General features: G+C 54.8%; 15 protein-coding genes. 8 read left to right on the top strand and 7 right to left on the bottom strand.

The window, feature by feature from the left end; translation table 11 throughout:
• Positions 1–10: 10 nt before the first annotated feature.
• The 5 genes from ubiI (at position 11) to ACR6JA_RS13770 (ending at position 7,110) form a co-directional block, all read left to right on the top strand.
• A complete protein-coding gene (gene ubiI / locus ACR6JA_RS13790; RefSeq protein WP_494493701.1) occupies positions 11–1,210 on the top strand; it encodes an FAD-dependent 2-octaprenylphenol hydroxylase in 1,200 nt (399 codons plus the stop codon).
• A 492-nt stretch (positions 1,211–1,702) separates the two neighbouring features.
• Positions 1,703–2,800: a glycine cleavage system aminomethyltransferase GcvT gene (gcvT, locus tag ACR6JA_RS13785; protein WP_494493700.1), complete on the top strand. Its 1,098-nt coding sequence runs from the start codon at positions 1,703–1,705 to the stop codon at positions 2,798–2,800.
• 29 nt (positions 2,801–2,829) lie between these two features.
• Positions 2,830–3,219: a glycine cleavage system protein GcvH gene (gene gcvH, locus ACR6JA_RS13780; RefSeq protein WP_008461608.1), complete on the top strand. Its 390-nt coding sequence runs from the start codon at positions 2,830–2,832 to the stop codon at positions 3,217–3,219.
• 55 nt (positions 3,220–3,274) lie between these two features.
• The gene (gcvP, locus tag ACR6JA_RS13775; protein WP_494493699.1) at positions 3,275–6,148 is read left to right on the top strand and encodes an aminomethyl-transferring glycine dehydrogenase; all 2,874 of its coding nucleotides are present in this window, start codon (positions 3,275–3,277) and stop codon (positions 6,146–6,148) included.
• A gap of 218 nt (positions 6,149–6,366) precedes the next feature.
• Entirely contained in the window at positions 6,367–7,110 is a 744-nt protein-coding gene (locus tag ACR6JA_RS13770; protein WP_213715346.1) for an SDR family oxidoreductase, read from the top strand.
• A 43-nt stretch (positions 7,111–7,153) separates the two neighbouring features.
• On the opposite strand, the gene ACR6JA_RS13765 is transcribed toward ACR6JA_RS13770, so the two are convergent.
• The 3 genes from ACR6JA_RS13765 to ACR6JA_RS13755 are packed head-to-tail and all read right to left on the bottom strand — an operon-like array spanning position 7,154 to position 8,844.
• Positions 7,154–7,426: a pentapeptide MXKDX repeat protein gene (locus tag ACR6JA_RS13765; RefSeq protein ID WP_213715345.1), complete on the bottom strand. Its 273-nt coding sequence runs from the start codon at positions 7,424–7,426 to the stop codon at positions 7,154–7,156.
• Between the two features lie 35 nt (positions 7,427–7,461).
• The gene (locus ACR6JA_RS13760) at positions 7,462–8,223 is read right to left on the bottom strand and encodes a molybdopterin-dependent oxidoreductase (protein ID WP_166878185.1); all 762 of its coding nucleotides are present in this window, start codon (positions 8,221–8,223) and stop codon (positions 7,462–7,464) included.
• A gap of 9 nt (positions 8,224–8,232) precedes the next feature.
• Positions 8,233–8,844 (bottom strand): cytochrome b/b6 domain-containing protein, encoded by a 612-nt coding sequence (locus tag ACR6JA_RS13755; RefSeq protein ID WP_213715343.1) that lies wholly within the window; start codon positions 8,842–8,844, stop codon positions 8,233–8,235.
• Positions 8,845–8,988: 144 nt separating this feature from the next.
• Here ACR6JA_RS13755 and ACR6JA_RS13750 point away from each other — a divergent pair, with 144 nt between their 5' ends.
• A complete protein-coding gene (locus tag ACR6JA_RS13750) occupies positions 8,989–9,702 on the top strand; it encodes a winged helix-turn-helix domain-containing protein (protein WP_213715342.1) in 714 nt (237 codons plus the stop codon).
• Between the two features lie 4 nt (positions 9,703–9,706).
• The gene (locus ACR6JA_RS13745; RefSeq protein WP_213715341.1) at positions 9,707–11,173 is read left to right on the top strand and encodes a sensor histidine kinase; all 1,467 of its coding nucleotides are present in this window, start codon (positions 9,707–9,709) and stop codon (positions 11,171–11,173) included.
• Positions 11,174–11,238: 65 nt separating this feature from the next.
• On the opposite strand, the gene ACR6JA_RS13740 is transcribed toward ACR6JA_RS13745, so the two are convergent.
• The 3 genes from ACR6JA_RS13740 to ACR6JA_RS13730 all read right to left on the bottom strand — a co-directional run bounded on the left by ACR6JA_RS13740 (position 11,239) and on the right by ACR6JA_RS13730 (position 14,200).
• Positions 11,239–12,672, bottom strand: a complete 1,434-nt coding sequence (locus ACR6JA_RS13740) for a 6-phospho-beta-glucosidase (protein WP_213715340.1) — start codon at positions 12,670–12,672, stop codon at positions 11,239–11,241.
• A gap of 163 nt (positions 12,673–12,835) precedes the next feature.
• Positions 12,836–13,564 (bottom strand): MurR/RpiR family transcriptional regulator, encoded by a 729-nt coding sequence (locus tag ACR6JA_RS13735; protein WP_008461621.1) that lies wholly within the window; start codon positions 13,562–13,564, stop codon positions 12,836–12,838.
• A 42-nt stretch (positions 13,565–13,606) separates the two neighbouring features.
• Positions 13,607–14,200 carry an HD domain-containing protein gene (locus ACR6JA_RS13730; protein ID WP_494493698.1) on the bottom strand — a complete coding sequence of 198 codons (594 nt, stop codon included), beginning with the start codon at positions 14,198–14,200 and terminating at the stop codon, positions 13,607–13,609.
• Between the two features lie 174 nt (positions 14,201–14,374).
• Here ACR6JA_RS13730 and trhA point away from each other — a divergent pair, with 174 nt between their 5' ends.
• Positions 14,375–15,028 (top strand): PAQR family membrane homeostasis protein TrhA, encoded by a 654-nt coding sequence (trhA, locus tag ACR6JA_RS13725; RefSeq protein ID WP_008461624.1) that lies wholly within the window; start codon positions 14,375–14,377, stop codon positions 15,026–15,028.
• 58 nt (positions 15,029–15,086) lie between these two features.
• Here the strand turns inward: trhA and ygfZ are convergent, their stop codons facing one another.
• Complete coding sequence (ygfZ, locus tag ACR6JA_RS13720) at positions 15,087–16,073, bottom strand: tRNA-modifying protein YgfZ (protein ID WP_494493697.1); 987 nt, start codon at positions 16,071–16,073, stop codon at positions 15,087–15,089.
• Between the last annotated feature and the right edge of the window lie 174 nt (positions 16,074–16,247).

Raw genomic sequence — 16,247 nt, 5'->3', positions numbered from 1 at the left:
GAGAGTCAATTTGCAAAGCGTAGATGTGGCGATTGTCGGCGGCGGCATGGTGGGGCTGGCGGTGGCCTGCGGACTTCAGGGCAGCGGCCTGCGCGTTGCGGTCATTGAAAGTCATCTTCCCAAGCCGCTGGGGCCTGAAGCTGCCCCGGAACTGCGCGTTTCGGCTATCAATGCGGCGAGCGAAAAGCTGCTGACGTATTTGGGCGCGTGGCCAAAAATCAGCGAGCGAGCCAGCAGCTATCACGGGATGGAAGTCTGGGAGCGAGACAGCTTCGGGCAAATCGCCTTTGATGATAAGAGCTTCGGTTTTAGCCATCTGGGGCACATCATCGAAAACTCGGTCATCCACCAGGCGCTGTGGCAACGTGCAGAGCAATGCAGCGACATCAGCCTGATGGCACCCGTGGACATTAACCAGGTCGCCTGGGGTGAAAACGACGCGTTCCTGACCCTGAAAGACGGCACAATGCTAACTGCAAGGCTGGTGGTGGGCGCAGATGGCGCGAACTCCTGGCTGCGCGACAAAGCCGATATTCCGCTGACGTTTTGGGACTATAATCATCATGCGCTGGTGGCGACGATTCGCACCGCCGAGCCGCATCAGGCCGTAGCACGTCAGGTGTTCCATGGCGAAGGTATTCTGGCATTTCTGCCGCTTTCTGACCCACATCTTTGCTCTATTGTCTGGTCGCTGCCGCCGGAAGAAGCGGCTCGTATGCAGCAGGCCGACAATGAAGCGTTTAACCAGGCGCTTTCCGTCGCGTTTAACATGCGTCTCGGCCTGTGTTCTGTTGAAAGCGAGCGCCGCACCTTCCCGCTGACGGGCCGCTACGCCCGCAGCTTTGCCGGCCATCGTCTGGCGCTGGTGGGCGATGCCGCCCATACCATTCACCCGCTGGCCGGGCAGGGCGTCAACCTCGGTTTTATGGATGCCGCTGAATTGATTGCGGAAATTCGCCGCCTGCATCGCGAAGGCAAAGATTTTGGGCAGCATCTCTACCTGCGTCGCTATGAGCGCAGTCGCAAGCACAGCGCGGCGGTGATGCTGGCCAGTATGCAAGGCTTCCGCGATTTGTTCGCAGGCAGCAACCCGGCGAAAAAACTCTTCAGAGATATCGGCCTGAAGCTTGCCGATACGCTGCCGGGAGTTAAACCTCAACTGGTTCGCCAGGCGATGGGGTTGCAAGATCTGCCTTCCTGGCTGCGATAAACACTCGCCATACTTCGAGCTACAGGGGTGTGACCAGTACTCACCCACTTGATGGAATCCATAGTGATAACCCCGTCACATTTCCCTTCCCGATGACCGGGAAGGGTATCTGCTCCCTCGTTTGAAATATTCTAATCTCAGGACAAATCTCGGATTACATTTTCTAATCTTACAATTTATGTGATGTAGTCAATTTGTTTCTGAAATGGTCGTAAATGTTAGCCAGTGCTAAATTCGACACTAAATACCTGCTGTTAATGTGGAGTGAATCGCATTTTTACAGTGAATTACTCTGCACACTTCCTCTCCCATTTTGGTCATAAGCTAATGCAATGACCGTTTTTCGCTTATGGTTTACGCCCCCGTTCGGTGGTAAGTTCAGGTCAAAGGTAACGTTTGCGTCGCTATCGGGGAACGGTGGCGATGCCGGGTTTCGTCTGACGGTTGGCAAAGCCAAATCCGCCTTGCCACCAGATGGTTAAAGAGGAAAAGATGACTCAACAGACCCCCTTATTTGAACAGCACACGCTCTGCGGTGCCCGCATGGTTGATTTCCACGGCTGGATGATGCCGCTGCACTACGGCTCGCAAATTGATGAGCACCACGCTGTACGCACCGACGCCGGTATGTTCGACGTGTCGCACATGACCATCGTCGATCTGCACGGCAGCCGTACTCGCGAGTTTCTGCGTTACTTAGTCGCCAACGACGTCGCCAAACTCACCCAGCCGGGCAAAGCGCTTTACACTGCCATGCTCAATGCTTCCGGCGGCGTGATTGACGACCTGATTATCTATTTCCTCACCGAAGACTATTTCCGCCTCGTTGTTAACTCCGCTACTCGTGAAAAAGACCTTGCCTGGATCAACCAGCACGCTGAACCGTTTGGCGTGTCCGTCACCGTGCGTGACGACCTGGCGCTGATTGCCGTTCAGGGGCCGAATGCGAAGGCCAAAGCCGCCACGCTGTTTAGCGAAGCGCAGTGTAAAGCCGTTGAAGGCATGAAACCGTTCTTTGGCGTGCAGTCCGGTGATTTGTTTATTGCCACCACCGGCTACACCGGTGAAGCGGGCTATGAAATTGCGATGCCGAACGACAAGGCCGCGGGATTCTGGGCGCAGCTGGTTGAAGCGGGCGTCAAGCCTTGCGGCCTGGGCGCTCGCGACACGCTGCGTCTTGAAGCTGGCATGAACCTTTACGGCCAGGACATGGACGAAGGCGTTTCTCCACTAGCCGCGAACATGGGCTGGACCATCGCGTGGCAGCCTGAAGATCGTGATTTTATCGGCCGTGAAGCGCTGGAAGCACAGCGCGCGAACGGTACCGAAGAGCTGGTTGGCTTGATCATGACCGAAAAAGGCGTATTACGTAATGAGCTGCCGGTACGGTTTACCGACGCGCAGGGTAATACGCACGAAGGGGCAATCACCAGCGGCACCTTCTCGCCAACGCTCGGCTACAGCATTGCGCTGGCTCGCGTCCCGGCGGGCATCGGTGAAACGGCGATCGTGCAGATCCGCAACCGCGAAATGCCGGTCAAAGTCACCAAACCTATTTTTGTTCGCGCCGGTAAGCCGGTCGCGCTTTAAATTTTGAAATCAGGTATCAGGAGAAAACAATGAGCAATGTGCCGAACGAACTGAAATACAGCAAAGAGCACGAATGGCTGCGTAAAGAAGCTGACGGCAGCTACACCGTGGGCATCACTGAACACGCGCAGGAACTGCTGGGCGACATGGTATTTGTTGACCTGCCTGAAGTGGGCGCCACCGTTTCTGCCGGTGATGATTGTGCCGTTGCTGAATCCGTGAAAGCGGCTTCTGACATCTACGCGCCAATCAGCGGTGAAATCGTTGCGGTCAACGACGCGCTGAGCGACAGCCCGGAGCTGGTCAACAGCGAGCCTTACGGCGAAGGCTGGATCTTCAAAATTAAAGCCAGCGACGAAGCACAGGTTGCCGCGCTGCTGGATGCTTCTGCCTATGAAGCGCTGTTAGAAGACGAGTAATTTTTAAACCCCTCTCCCTGGTGGGGAGGGGAAACCATTTCAGGAATCACCGCTCATGACCCAGTCTTTACGTCAGTTAGAGAATCACGAAGCGTTTATCGATCGTCACATTGGCCCGGACGCGCAGCAGCAGCAAGAGATGCTGGAGACCGTCGGTGCGAAGACGCTCCCCGACCTGATCGCCAGCATTGTTCCGCAGGATATTCAGCTTGCTGAGCCGCCTCAGATTGGCGCCGCGGCGACCGAGTTTGCGGCCCTGGCAGAGTTAAAAGGCATTGCCAGCCGCAATAAACGCTTCAAAACTTACATTGGCATGGGTTACACCGCGGTACAAACGCCGCCGGTGATTCTGCGTAACATGCTGGAAAACCCAGGCTGGTACACCGCCTACACGCCTTACCAGCCTGAAGTTTCCCAGGGCCGCCTTGAAGCGCTGCTGAACTTCCAGCAGGTCACGCTAGATCTGACCGGCATGGATATCGCTTCCGCCTCTCTGCTTGATGAAGCTACCGCGGCAGCCGAAGCTATGGCAATGGCTAAGCGCGTCAGCAAGTTGAAAAACGCTAACCGTTTCTTCGTGGCCTCTGACGTTCATCCACAAACGTTGGATGTGGTGCGTACCCGCGCGGAAACCTTCGGTTTTGACGTCATTGTCGATGATGCGGCAAAAGTGCTGGATCATCAGGATGTGTTCGGCGTGCTGCTTCAGCAGGTGGGCACCACCGGCGAAGTGCATGATTACACGGCTCTGATTGCCGAGCTGAAACAGCGCAAAGTTGTGGTCAGCGTAGCCGCAGATTTCATGACGCTGGTGATGCTGACCGCGCCGGGCAAACAGGGCGCGGACATTGTCTTCGGCTCTGCCCAGCGCTTCGGTGTTCCAATGGGCTACGGCGGCCCGCACGCGGCGTTCTTCGGCGCTCGCGATGAATTTAAACGTTCCATGCCAGGCCGTATTATCGGCGTTTCCCGCGATGCCGCTGGCCGCACCGCGCTGCGCATGGCGATGCAAACCCGCGAGCAGCACATCCGCCGCGAGAAGGCGAACTCCAACATCTGTACTTCCCAGGTGCTGCTGGCGAACATTGCCAGCCTGTATGCGGTCTTCCACGGTCCGGCTGGCCTGAAGCGTATTGCAGGCCGCATTCACCGTCTGACTGACATTCTGGCTGCAGGCCTGCAGCAGAAAGGCCTGGTTTTGCGCCACAAACACTGGTTCGACACCCTTTGTGTTGAAGTGGCTGATAAAGCCGCCGTGCTGGCGCGCGCCGAAGCGCGTGAAATTAACCTGCGTAGCGACATCCTGAACGCAGTTGGCATCACGCTTGATGAAGCCACCACCCGTGAAGATATCGTTGCTCTGTTGGACGTGCTGCTGGGCGATGCTCATGGCCTGGATATCGACAAGCTGGATCGTGACGTTGCCAACGACAGCCAATCCATTCCTGCCCCGATGCTGCGCGACGACGAGATCCTGACCCACCCGGTCTTTAATCGCTACCACAGCGAAACCGAGATGATGCGCTACATGCACTCTCTGGAGCGTAAAGATCTGGCGCTCAACCAGGCGATGATCCCGCTCGGCTCCTGCACCATGAAGCTGAACGCCGCGGCCGAAATGATCCCGATCACCTGGCCGGAATTTGCCGAGCTGCACCCGTTCTGCCCGGCAAACCAGGCCGAAGGCTACCACCAGATGATCGCCCAGTTGTCCGACTGGCTGGTGAAACTGACCGGCTACGATGCGCTGTGCATGCAGCCGAACTCCGGTGCCCAGGGCGAATACGCTGGCCTGCTGGCTATCCGCCGCTACCACGAAAGCCGCAACGAAGGCAGCCGTAACATCTGCCTGATCCCAAGTTCTGCGCACGGCACCAACCCGGCTTCGGCGCAAATGGCGGGTATGGAAGTGATCGTCGTGGCCTGTGATAAACAAGGCAACATCGATCTGCAGGATCTGCGTGTTAAAGCCGAACAGGCGGGCGAAGCGCTCTCCTGCATCATGGTGACTTACCCGTCTACTCACGGCGTGTACGAAGAAACGATCCGCGAAGTGTGCCAGATCGTGCATCAGTTTGGGGGCCAGGTTTACCTGGACGGCGCCAACATGAACGCCCAGGTGGGGATCACCACGCCGGGATATATCGGCGCGGACGTTTCACACCTCAACCTGCACAAAACCTTCTGCATTCCGCACGGCGGCGGCGGCCCGGGCATGGGCCCAATCGGCGTGAAAGCGCATCTGGCTTCGTTTGTACCGGGCCACAGCGTGGTGCAGATTGAAGAGATGCTGACCCAGCAAGGCGCGGTGTCCGCCGCCCCGTTTGGCAGCGCCTCTATTCTGCCAATCAGCTGGATGTACATCCGGATGATGGGCGCGGACGGCCTGAAGAAAGCCAGTTCCGTAGCGATTCTGAACGCTAACTACATCGCGACCCGCCTGAAATCCGCGTATCCGGTGCTGTACACCGGCGCGAATGGCCGTGTGGCTCACGAATGTATTCTGGATATTCGTCCGCTGAAAGAAGAAACCGGCATCAGCGAGCTGGATATCGCCAAGCGCCTGATCGACTTCGGCTTCCACGCGCCAACCATGTCGTTCCCGGTAGCGGGCACGCTGATGGTTGAGCCAACCGAATCCGAAAGCAAAGTTGAGCTGGACCGCTTCATTAATGCGATGCTGTCCATCCGCAGCGAAATCGACCGCGTCGTTGCAGGCGAATGGCCGCTGGAAGACAACCCGCTGGTGAACGCGCCGCACACTCAGGATGAAATCGTTGCCGAATGGGCACACCCGTACACCCGCGAACTGGCGGCCTTCCCGGCAGGTCTCAGCAATAAATACTGGCCAACCGTGAAGCGCCTCGACGACGTTTACGGCGACCGTAATCTGTTCTGCTCCTGCGTGCCGATGAGCGAGTACGAATAGTTTTTACAGATTGAATCAAGGGCACTTCGGTGCCCTAAAGACAGCTGACAATCCTCTGGTGATAGTAGAAATGCTAGACGATTCGTCAAAAAAATAAGGAAAATCAATTTATTGATTTTCGGCTGATAATCACAAAGAGGAAAAAACCACGCTTTTTTCCTCTTTGTCATCAACCTTAAGGGCACTTCGGTGCCCTTTCTTGTTTCTGGAGAATACGTATGAAGATAGCTCTGGTTACCGGCGGCAGCCGGGGGATTGGCAAAGCCACCTCGCTGTTGCTGGCTCAGCATGGTTATAAAGTGGTGGTGAACTACCTCCGTAATAAACAGGCTGCGGATGAAGTGGTCAATACGATCATTGCCCAGGGGGGTGAAGCGCTGGCGCTGCGGGCGGATATTGCCGATGAGCTGCAGGTGATGGCGATGTTCGCCGAAATCGATAACGCATTTGGGCCGCTGACCGCGCTGGTGAATAACGCCGGGATCTTGTTCCAGCAATCGACCATTGAAAACCTGACGGCGGAACGTATCAATCGCGTGCTGACGACAAACGTGACCGGGTATTTTCTCTGCTGCCGGGAAGCGGTGAAGCGCATGGCGTATCGCCACGGTGGAGAAGGTGGGGGAATTGTGAACGTCTCTTCTGCTGCGTCACGCTTAGGGGCTGCTGGAGAATATGTTGATTATGCAGCGTCTAAAGGCGCGGTCGATACGTTAACCACCGGGCTGGCGGTAGAGGTTGCCGCGCAGGGGATCCGCGTGAACGGCGTGCGGCCCGGTTTCATTTACACCGAAATGCATGCTTCCGGCGGAGAAGCGGGGAGAGTTGATCGGGTGAAAACGGCATTGCCGATGCAGCGCGGTGGCCAACCTGAAGAGATCGCGGAGGCCATTTTATGGCTACTGAGCGAAAAGGCTTCTTACGTGACCGGCACCTTTATTGATGCAGCAGGTGGGAAATAAGTTCGCTACGCCAGAAGAGGGTGAGACTGGCGTAGCGTCAGGCTTATTGCTTGCTCATGCTGTCTTTCGCCATACCATCTTTGGCCATGCTGTCTTTGCCCATATGGTCTTTGCTCATCCCATCTTTCTTCATGCCGTCTTTGGACATGCAATCTTTCTTCATGCCGTCTTTCTTCATGCCGTCTTTACAGGTGTGGGTCATTTTGCCCATGCCGTCTTTGGCCATGGAATCCTTGCTCATCGAGTCGGCAGCGTTAGCCCCGGCGATACCGAACAGCATGGTGGAGCACAGCAGGGCAGCGTAGATCTTTTTCATGATGTATTTCCTTGATTTTGCAGTGAGACAGAGAGTTAACTACCACCGAACCAGTTATAGCCCTGGTCTTCCCAGTAGCCGCCGGGGTAGCGATTGGTGACTTCAATGACCTGAATATGCTTCGGGTTCTTGTAGCCGAGTTTGGTTGGGATACGCAGTTTCATCGGGTAGCCATATTTGCGTGGCAGGACTTTGCCATCCCAGGTTAAAGCAATCAGCGTTTGTGGATGCAGCGCAGTGGCCATATCAATGCTGGTGTAGTAGTCATCCGCGCATTTAAAGCTGACGTATTTGGCTCGCAGGTCGGCACCAATCCCTTTCAGAAACAGGGCAAAAGGGACGCCGCCCCATTTGCCGATGGCGCTCCAGCCTTCGACGCAGATATGGCGAGTCACCTGGCTGACCTGCGCCATCTGGTGAAGCTGTGCCAGCGTCCACGGGCGCTTGTCGGTAATTAGCCCGGCAAGCTCCAGGCGGTAGCTGTCGCCGTTGATGTCCGGGGCTTCATCCTCGCCGTAAAAGGCGTTAAACGGGAAGTTAGCGTCGATCATGCTTTCCGGGTAAACCGGTGCCAGTTGGCTGCCGTTAAACAGCCAGGCTTGAATGCGGTCGTTAAAACGTGAAATCTTGCTGAGCGAACTTTCAACCGTGGCGTTATCGCTGATATCGCAGCCGGTGAGCATCGCGATGCCACCGAGCGTTAAGCCCTGTTTTAAAAAACGACGGCGGCCTTCCTGCGTGAGCTGCTTATTAATCAACTGCGTCGCTTCTTTGATAATTTCGTTTTTATCGCTCATGTTTCTTCCTTAGCGGCCACGGAGCATAGCGAGCAACGTGCGGGGCACCAGCGCCACCATCAGCAGATGAATCACCACGAAACCGACCAGCGCGGACATGGCATAAAAGTGGATAAACCTTGCCGTGTCGTAGCCACCAAGTAATTCTCGCAGGAGGGCAAACTGCACGGATTTCCACACGACGAGGCCGGAAATAACCAGCAGCAGACAATCGGCGATGACAAACAGATAGGCCGCCTTTTGCACCATGTTGTAATGGCTCAGGTCGGCGTGGGCCAATTTCCCCCGCAGCGCCGCAAAGGCATCCTGGAAGAATTCACGAGGCGATAAGGGCCAGTATTTCTGCTTAAAGCGGGCGCTGAAGAGATTGCACAGCAGATAAATCACGCCGTTGACCGCAAACAGCCACATCCCGGCGAAGTGCCACTGCAGCGCGCCACCCAGCCAGCCGCCGAGCGTCAGTTCGTTGGCAAACTGGAAATGAAACAGCGGAGAGGCGTTATAAATGCGCCAGCCGCTGGTGACCATAATCAGGATCGCCAGCGCATTCAGCCAGTGGCAGAGCCTCAGCCATAGCGGGTGAATGAGCGTTGGGGCGGTATGCAGCGTTGAGCTTTCCATCGTCCGGCTTCCTCGTGATTTGATGCAGCGAGTATTGGCCAGATTTGTTCCCCATTGCCTCACGCAAAGTTAAATTAAATGTGACAACTTAACTGACGCGAGTTGTGTAAACTTTGGCTATGCCAGCGTGTGGGGACAGACAAAGTGAATCAGGCAAAAAGAATACTGATCGTAGAAGACGACGAAAATATCGCCGAGCTTCTGCAGCTACATTTGCGGGAAGAAGGCTTTGAAATTGTGCATGCCGCCGACGGCAATCTCGGCCTGGAAAAGCTCAGGCAGGGCGGCTGGGATGCGCTGATTCTCGATCTGATGCTGCCCGGCGTCGATGGCCTGGAGATTTGCCGCTTTGCCAGAAGCATGACGCGGTACACGCCGATTATTATGATCAGCGCTCGCTCCAGCGAAACGCACCGCGTGCTGGGGCTTGAGCTGGGCGCGGACGACTACCTGGCGAAACCGTTTTCAATGCTCGAACTGGTCGCCCGCGTGAAGGCGCTGTTCCGCCGTCAGGAGGCCATGAGCCAGAACCTCAAGATAGACGCCGGCACGCTGACGTTTGGCCCGCTCACGATTGATCCGCTGGCCAGAGATGTTCGGCTGAATCAGATGCCGATAGATCTCACCCCGCGTGAGTTTGATTTGCTGTACTTTTTCGCCCGCAACCCGGACAAAGTGTTTTCGCGGCTACACCTGCTCAACCAGGTTTGGGGCTACCAGCACGAAGGCTATGAGCACACCGTAAACACCCATATCAACCGGCTGCGCATCAAGATTGAAGATAACCCGGCGGAGCCGAATTTTATCCGCACCGTGTGGGGTAAAGGCTATAAATTTACCGCCCTGATACGTGAGTAACCCTATGCGAATTCTTACGCTTTCCCGCCGCCTGACGCTGGTTTTTGCCGTGTTGCTGCTGACCGCCTGCGCCTTTTTGGGCTGGCTGCAGGTGCGTACCAGCACGCAGTACAGCCAGGCTGTGATTCAGCAACTTTCCGGTGACCTGGCGCAGCACATCAACCAGAGCTACCCGCTGCTCGGGCAGGACGGGCTGAACAAAGACTCGGTCCGCACGCTGTTCGACCATCTGATGGCCGTTAACCCCAGCGTGGAAGTTTATCTGCTGGATAAACAAGGCAATATCATTGGTGATGCAGCCCCGGATGGGCATATTAAGCGCCATCAGGTCGATCTCGCTCCGTTACGGGCCGCGCTGAACGGCGGTAAATTCCCGCTTTATGGCGACGACCCGCGCAGCCTGGACGGGCAGAAAGTGTTTAGCGTGGCGCCGATGATGCGAGACGGCAAACTGGAGGGCTATTTGTACGTGGTGCTGCTGGGGGAGACCTACAATCAGCTTGCTAACAGCGCTCAGTTTGATGCCGTTTTAAAGCTAAGCCTGTTTCTGCTCAGCCTGGTCTGCGTGCTGGGGTTGGTGGTGGGCGGCCTGGCGTTTCGCTGGATCACACGCCCGTTACGCGAACTTTCGCTGCACGTTAAGGCACTGGAATCAGGAGGGATGGCCGAAATGCAGGCCATGGCGGCTCTGCCGCAAAATCCAGGTGGAGATGGGGATGAGCTGGCCCAACTGCGTCACGGGGTGATTGCTATGGCCGGACGAATATCCGAACAGTGGCATAGCCTGACCCAGCAAGATCAGCTGCGGCGCGAGTTTATCGCCAATATCTCCCATGACCTGAGAACGCCTCTAACGTCGCTGCATGGTTACCTGGAAAGCCTCTCGGTCATGTCGGCTACGCTGAGCGAGGCGGAGAAAAAGCGCTATCTGGATATTGCGCTGGCCCAGAGTCAGAAGGTTGGGGCGCTGGCGCAGTCGCTGTTCGAACTGGCCAGGCTGGAATACGGGGTGGTGAAGCCACACAAAGAGAGCTTCTCCCTGAGCGAATTGCTGCAGGATGTGTTCCAGAAATTTGAGCTTCCGGCGCAAACTCGCCAACTTGAACTTTTGGCTGACATCCAGCCGGGATTGCCGCTGATTGAAGCCGATGTCAGCATGATCGAGCGTGTGTTGACCAATCTGCTGGACAACGCCATTCGCCATACGCCGGACAAAGGCATGATTTCAGTCCGGCTGTGGAAAGAGGTGGATAAAGTCATGGTGCAGGTCAGCGACAGCGGGCCAGGCATCCCGCAAGAGCTAAAAGAGGGGCTGTTTGTGCGGCCTTCGATTGTGAATCAATCCCGGCTCAGGGTTGGCGGGCTTGGGCTGATGATTGTGCGCCAGATGCTGCAACTGCACGGCAGCGACATTTCGCTGGTAGACCAGCCAAAGCGCGGGGCCTGCTTCCGGTTTGGGTTGCCCGTTTAAATAAAAAAGGCGCCATGAAGACGCCTTTTGCTTATCAACTCTAAACCACCTCCTATGGAGGTGGTTTAGAGATTCTCGCCATTGCTGGCGATCACTTCTTTGTACCAGTTGAAGCTCTTCTTGCGGGAGCGCGACATATCTCCAGTGCCGTCGTCGTGTTTGTTGACGTAGATAAAGCCGTAGCGCTTACTGTACTGGCCGGTGGTAAACGACACGCAGTCGATGCAGCCCCATGGCGTATAGCCCATCAGATCCACACCGTCGTAGGTCACGGCTTTTTTCAATTCTTCAACGTGAGCGCGCAGGTAATCAATGCGGTAGTCATCGTTGATGGTGCCATCAGCTTCTACTTTGTCGTAAGCGCCAAAGCCGTTTTCTACGATGAACAGCGGTTTCTGGTAGCGTTCATACAGTTCACACAATGCGTAGCGCAGACCAACCGGGTCAATCTGCCAGCCCCAGTCGGAGGCTTTGACGTGCGGGTTCGGCACGCTGCCCTGGAAGCCGGAAAGCGCATCGCCGCTGCCGCCTTCGGCCTGAACGGCGTTCGTCATGTAGTAGCTGAACCCGAGATAATCACAGACGCCTTCGCGCAGGATCTGCGCGTCACCGGCTTCCATTTTAATGTTGAACTCGCGGCGTTCCCATTCGTTCAGTACATAGGACGGGTAATAGCCACGCAGCTGCACGTCGGTAAACACATAGCGTTCACGCATCGATTCTTGCGCAAACATTTGGTCTTCAGGCTTACAGGAGAAGGCGTACAGAGGCACCATGGCGAGCATGCAGCCGATTTTCATCTCAGGGTTGATGCGGTGGCCGATCTTCACCGCCATTGCGCTCGCCACAAACTGGTGGTGCAGCACCTGGTACATCACCTCTTCCGGGTTGTCGTGCTCGGTGTAAACCACACCGGAGCAGCAGTAGCCGAACAGCGGCGCGCGCCAGTTACGCTGGTTATTGATTTCGTTAAAGGTCATCCAGTACTTCACTTTGCTCTTGTAACGCTCGAACACGACTTCGGCGAAACGAACAAAGAAATCGACCACTTTGCGGTTGGTCCAGCCGCCGTATTCGGTCACCAGGTGGTGCGGCATTTCGAAGTGGGAAAGGGTGATGACCGGCTCGATATTGTATTTCAGCAGCTCATCGAACATATCGTCGTAGAACTTAAGTCCGGCCTCATTAGGCTGCAGTTCATCGCCGTTAGGGAAAATGCGGGTCCAGGCAATGGAGGTACGGAAGCATTTGAAGCCCATCTCGGCAAACAGCTTAATGTCTTCTTTGTAGCGGCCATGAAAATCAATCGCTTCGTGGTTCGGGTAGTATTTCCCGGCTTCGACCTGCAGGGTTATCTCGCGCGGGACGCCGTGGGCGCCGCCCGTCAGCACGTCACAAATGCTTGGGCCTTTACCGTCTTTGTTCCAGCCGCCTTCTACCTGGTGAGCGGCAACCGCGCCACCCCATAAAAAGTCCTTCGGTAACTTAAGTTGCTTCATATTCTTTCATCTCATTGTTAGCGCATGAAATAATGTGCGAGGTTCACATCGTCGCGCTGAAAGTATTATTTCTGCTTTGGAGTCTAACAAATGAAAACGGATTGTCACGATATAACAAATACTGCGAATTGTGATTTGTCACAAATAAAAAACAAGGTGTTTTTTATAGCATTCTTTTTGCCAGACGGCGGCCAATGGTTTCAAGAATATAAATAACGGGGATTTGTGTGGTGATGTCATACACACCGGCGATACGTACCGGTGGAATATGCCAGGAAATATTAAAGTCGGCTAATTTCGCCAGCGACGAGTTTTCATGGCTGGTGACAGACATCACTTTACAGTGGTGAAGGCTGAATTGGCTGGCAAAGCGCAGGATCTCCTCCGTCTCACCTGAAACGGAAAGCACAATAGCCAGCGCGTTACGTGCCATATCATTGGTGACCGGAAAATAAGGATCATCAATATGGTTGCTAAATTTACCAACGTTTGAGAAAAAGCGCGCACCATATTTAGCTAAAGCACCGGATGTTCCCGCGCCAACAAAAATAATACGCTCGGAGGAGCAAATAATATCAACGGCGTGGTCGATTAAATTATCGAATTCTTCATTGTTGGTGCTTTTAAAAAAACTGATAATTTCGCTGCTGCCGAAATTAGCGGGCTGAGTTTCCGTTTGCTCCAGATATAATTTAAAACGAACGCGAAACTCGGAATACCCTTCACAGTTGAGTTTGCGGCAAAAACGCAACACGGTCGTGGTGGAGACTCCTGCGGCATCCGCCAGCTCTCGAATGGTCATGTACATGACTTTGTCTTTGTTTTTAATGACAAAGTTGTACACCATCATTTCGAGGCCATTCAGGGTGGCGATTGCCGCATGGGTAAACATACTTTTTATTCCTGCTGATACGGTGCTTACGGATGGCTGGAACTAACGCAGCCAGCCTTTCTCGTGCGCTTGATATAATTGACGCTCGACATGTTGCCACAATTCCGGCCAGCTTTCTCCCACCTGCGCATTGCGGGTTAATACCTGCTGCAGGGAAATATTATTCTCTCGCCAGCTCTGTCCTTCGTTATGCAGGTTAAGCAGAATAGGCAAAATGCGATCCAGCGCCCCGGCAAAGCGGGCGTCGGGTGTGGTGCCTGCCTCGTATTCTTGCCACAAAGCCAGAAATTGTGGCCCCTGCGGCGCAGGCAACAAACCAAACAGACGGCGTGCCGCCGCCGCTTCTTTTTCGGCGATAGCTTCACGGGCCGCAATATCATAAACCAGCACATCGCCAACATCGATTTCTACGACGTCGTGCAGCAGCGCCATTTGTATCACGCGCTGGATATTCACCTCTTTTTCGGCCCAGGGGGCGAGGGTCATTGCCGCCATAGCGAAGTGCCAGCTGTGCTCGGCAGAGTTTTCATGTCTTTCATGACCGATGATTTTGGTGCGACGTTGAACCAGCTTCAGCTTATCAATCTCCATCAGGAAATGGATAACCGCACTCATTTCACCAAATGCCTGTTGCATCGTGTTTTCCCTGTTTTTCGGCTGTCGTTTGATTGTAAAAGAAATCCTCCAGGCTGACGAAGGGAGTCGTCACAGACGCTCACATATTTATTTTAGCTTACATGTGTTCACTGGAATCATTCTCAGTTAGGCTAGTATCGCTGCGTTATTCTTCTTTATCTCGGGAGGAGCCAGATGGCTCGTAAACCACTTGTCGCGCATGGATATTCTCTGGCTGAGGAAGTAGCCAATAGCATTAGCCACGGCATTGGGTTGGTGTTCGGTATTGTTGGCTTGGTGTTGTTGCTGGTGCAGGCAGTCGATGCCAATGCCAGTGCAACCGCAATCACCAGTTACAGCCTGTACGGCGGCAGCATGATCCTGCTGTTTCTCGCCTCAACGCTTTACCACGCCATTCCGCACGAGCGGGCTAAACGGTGGCTCAAAAAGTTTGACCATTGCGCCATTTACCTGCTGATCGCCGGCACGTATACCCCTTTTTTGCTGGTAGGGCTCAACTCGCCGCTGTCAAAAGGGCTGATGATTGTTATCTGGAGCCTGGCGCTGGCGGGGATCCTGTTTAAGCTCACCATTGCACACCGGTTTAAGGTGTTGTCGCTGGTGACCTATCTGCTGATGGGCTGGCTGTCGCTGGTCGTCATCTACCAAATGGTCGTCAAACTGGCACCGGGCAGTGTTACGCTGCTGGCGATTGGCGGTATTGTTTACTCGCTAGGGGTGATTTTCTACGTCTGCAAACGTATTCCGTACAACCACGCCATTTGGCATGGGTTTGTGCTGGGCGGTAGCGTCTGCCATTTCCTCGCGATTTATCTCTATATTCGTTAAAACGTCTAACTCGCCAAAATCAAATTATTGAGCCCCGGTTTCGGGGCTCAATGTCAGATTAATTTTCTTCCAGAGAATAGGGCAGTGGCTCCAGTGAGAGCTTGCTGTTTGCATCATCACGCACGCGCAAGACGCTGTTCGGCTCAAGATCGTTGTTCATCACCGCCTGCACAACAAGACGGCCATCTTCTAATCGTGAAGCGGCCAGCACGGTGCCGGTTCGACGCCAGTTTTCACCCATCTGCAACTCAAGATCTTCGCCTGCTTCAGGCACGCGGCTTGCGTTCCCGGCCAGCAGCCAGAGTGCACGTTTATTTGCCCCGCGGAACTTGGCTCGGGCAACCATTTCCTGGCCGGTGTAGCAGCCTTTTTTAAAGCTGATACCGCCCAGCGCCTGAAGGTTTGTTGCCTGTGGAATAAACTGAGCGCTGTTTACACTATCAATGACCGGCAATCCACCCTCGATATCCAGCGTCAGCCACTGCTGGCTATCATTACGCTGTGCTTCTTCACTGAGTTTTTCAGTTAACGTCTGAGCCATTTCTTCGTCAGTGACAATCAGGAAGCGCTCCGCCGGCAGATTTAGCCACAACAGAGTTGTTGCGCCGTGCTGGACAACCTGAGTATTTTCATCCGGCAGCGTAGTGAAAACGGCTGCAAGCGCAGAACGCGCCTGGAAACCAGCCAACCCTAACAGGACGCTGGCGTCATCCGCATTGAAAGTGACTTTGGAGAAAACGGAATATTTCTTCAGCTCTGTAAGCTGGGCGTCACGCAGGTTGCGGCGCTCAATAAACGCAAAGCCTTCGCCCCGATGGAACAGACGCAGGTTACTCCACATCTTCCCTTTGGCATCGCAATGGGCGCAGAGCAGATGCTGGCCCGCGTCAAGTTTCGCGACGTCGGCAGTCACCTGACCCTGAAGATATTTCTCAGTGTCTGCACCCACGGCAGTAACGAGAGCCCAGTCGTCGAGCGTCATTATTGTCAGCGGTAGACGGGCGGCGGCACTGGGCTGGCGAGGAGGAAACGGATTAAAAGCCATAACAAAGATCCCGGGTTATCCAACGGTTTAATTTCTCAATGGTAAAAGAGCCAGAGGGCAATGCAAGCAGTTTGATAACGCCATTCGTGCGTTTGCGTGTTGCCTCGGGGAATCTTGTGCAATCGGTGCCGTTACACGGGTTTGTGTGGGGAAAGCGCGCACAATGGAACATTC

It is taken from the genome of Cedecea sp. B1(4), from assembly GCF_059414925.1.
This window is presented reverse-complemented; position numbering and strand designations above follow the sequence as displayed.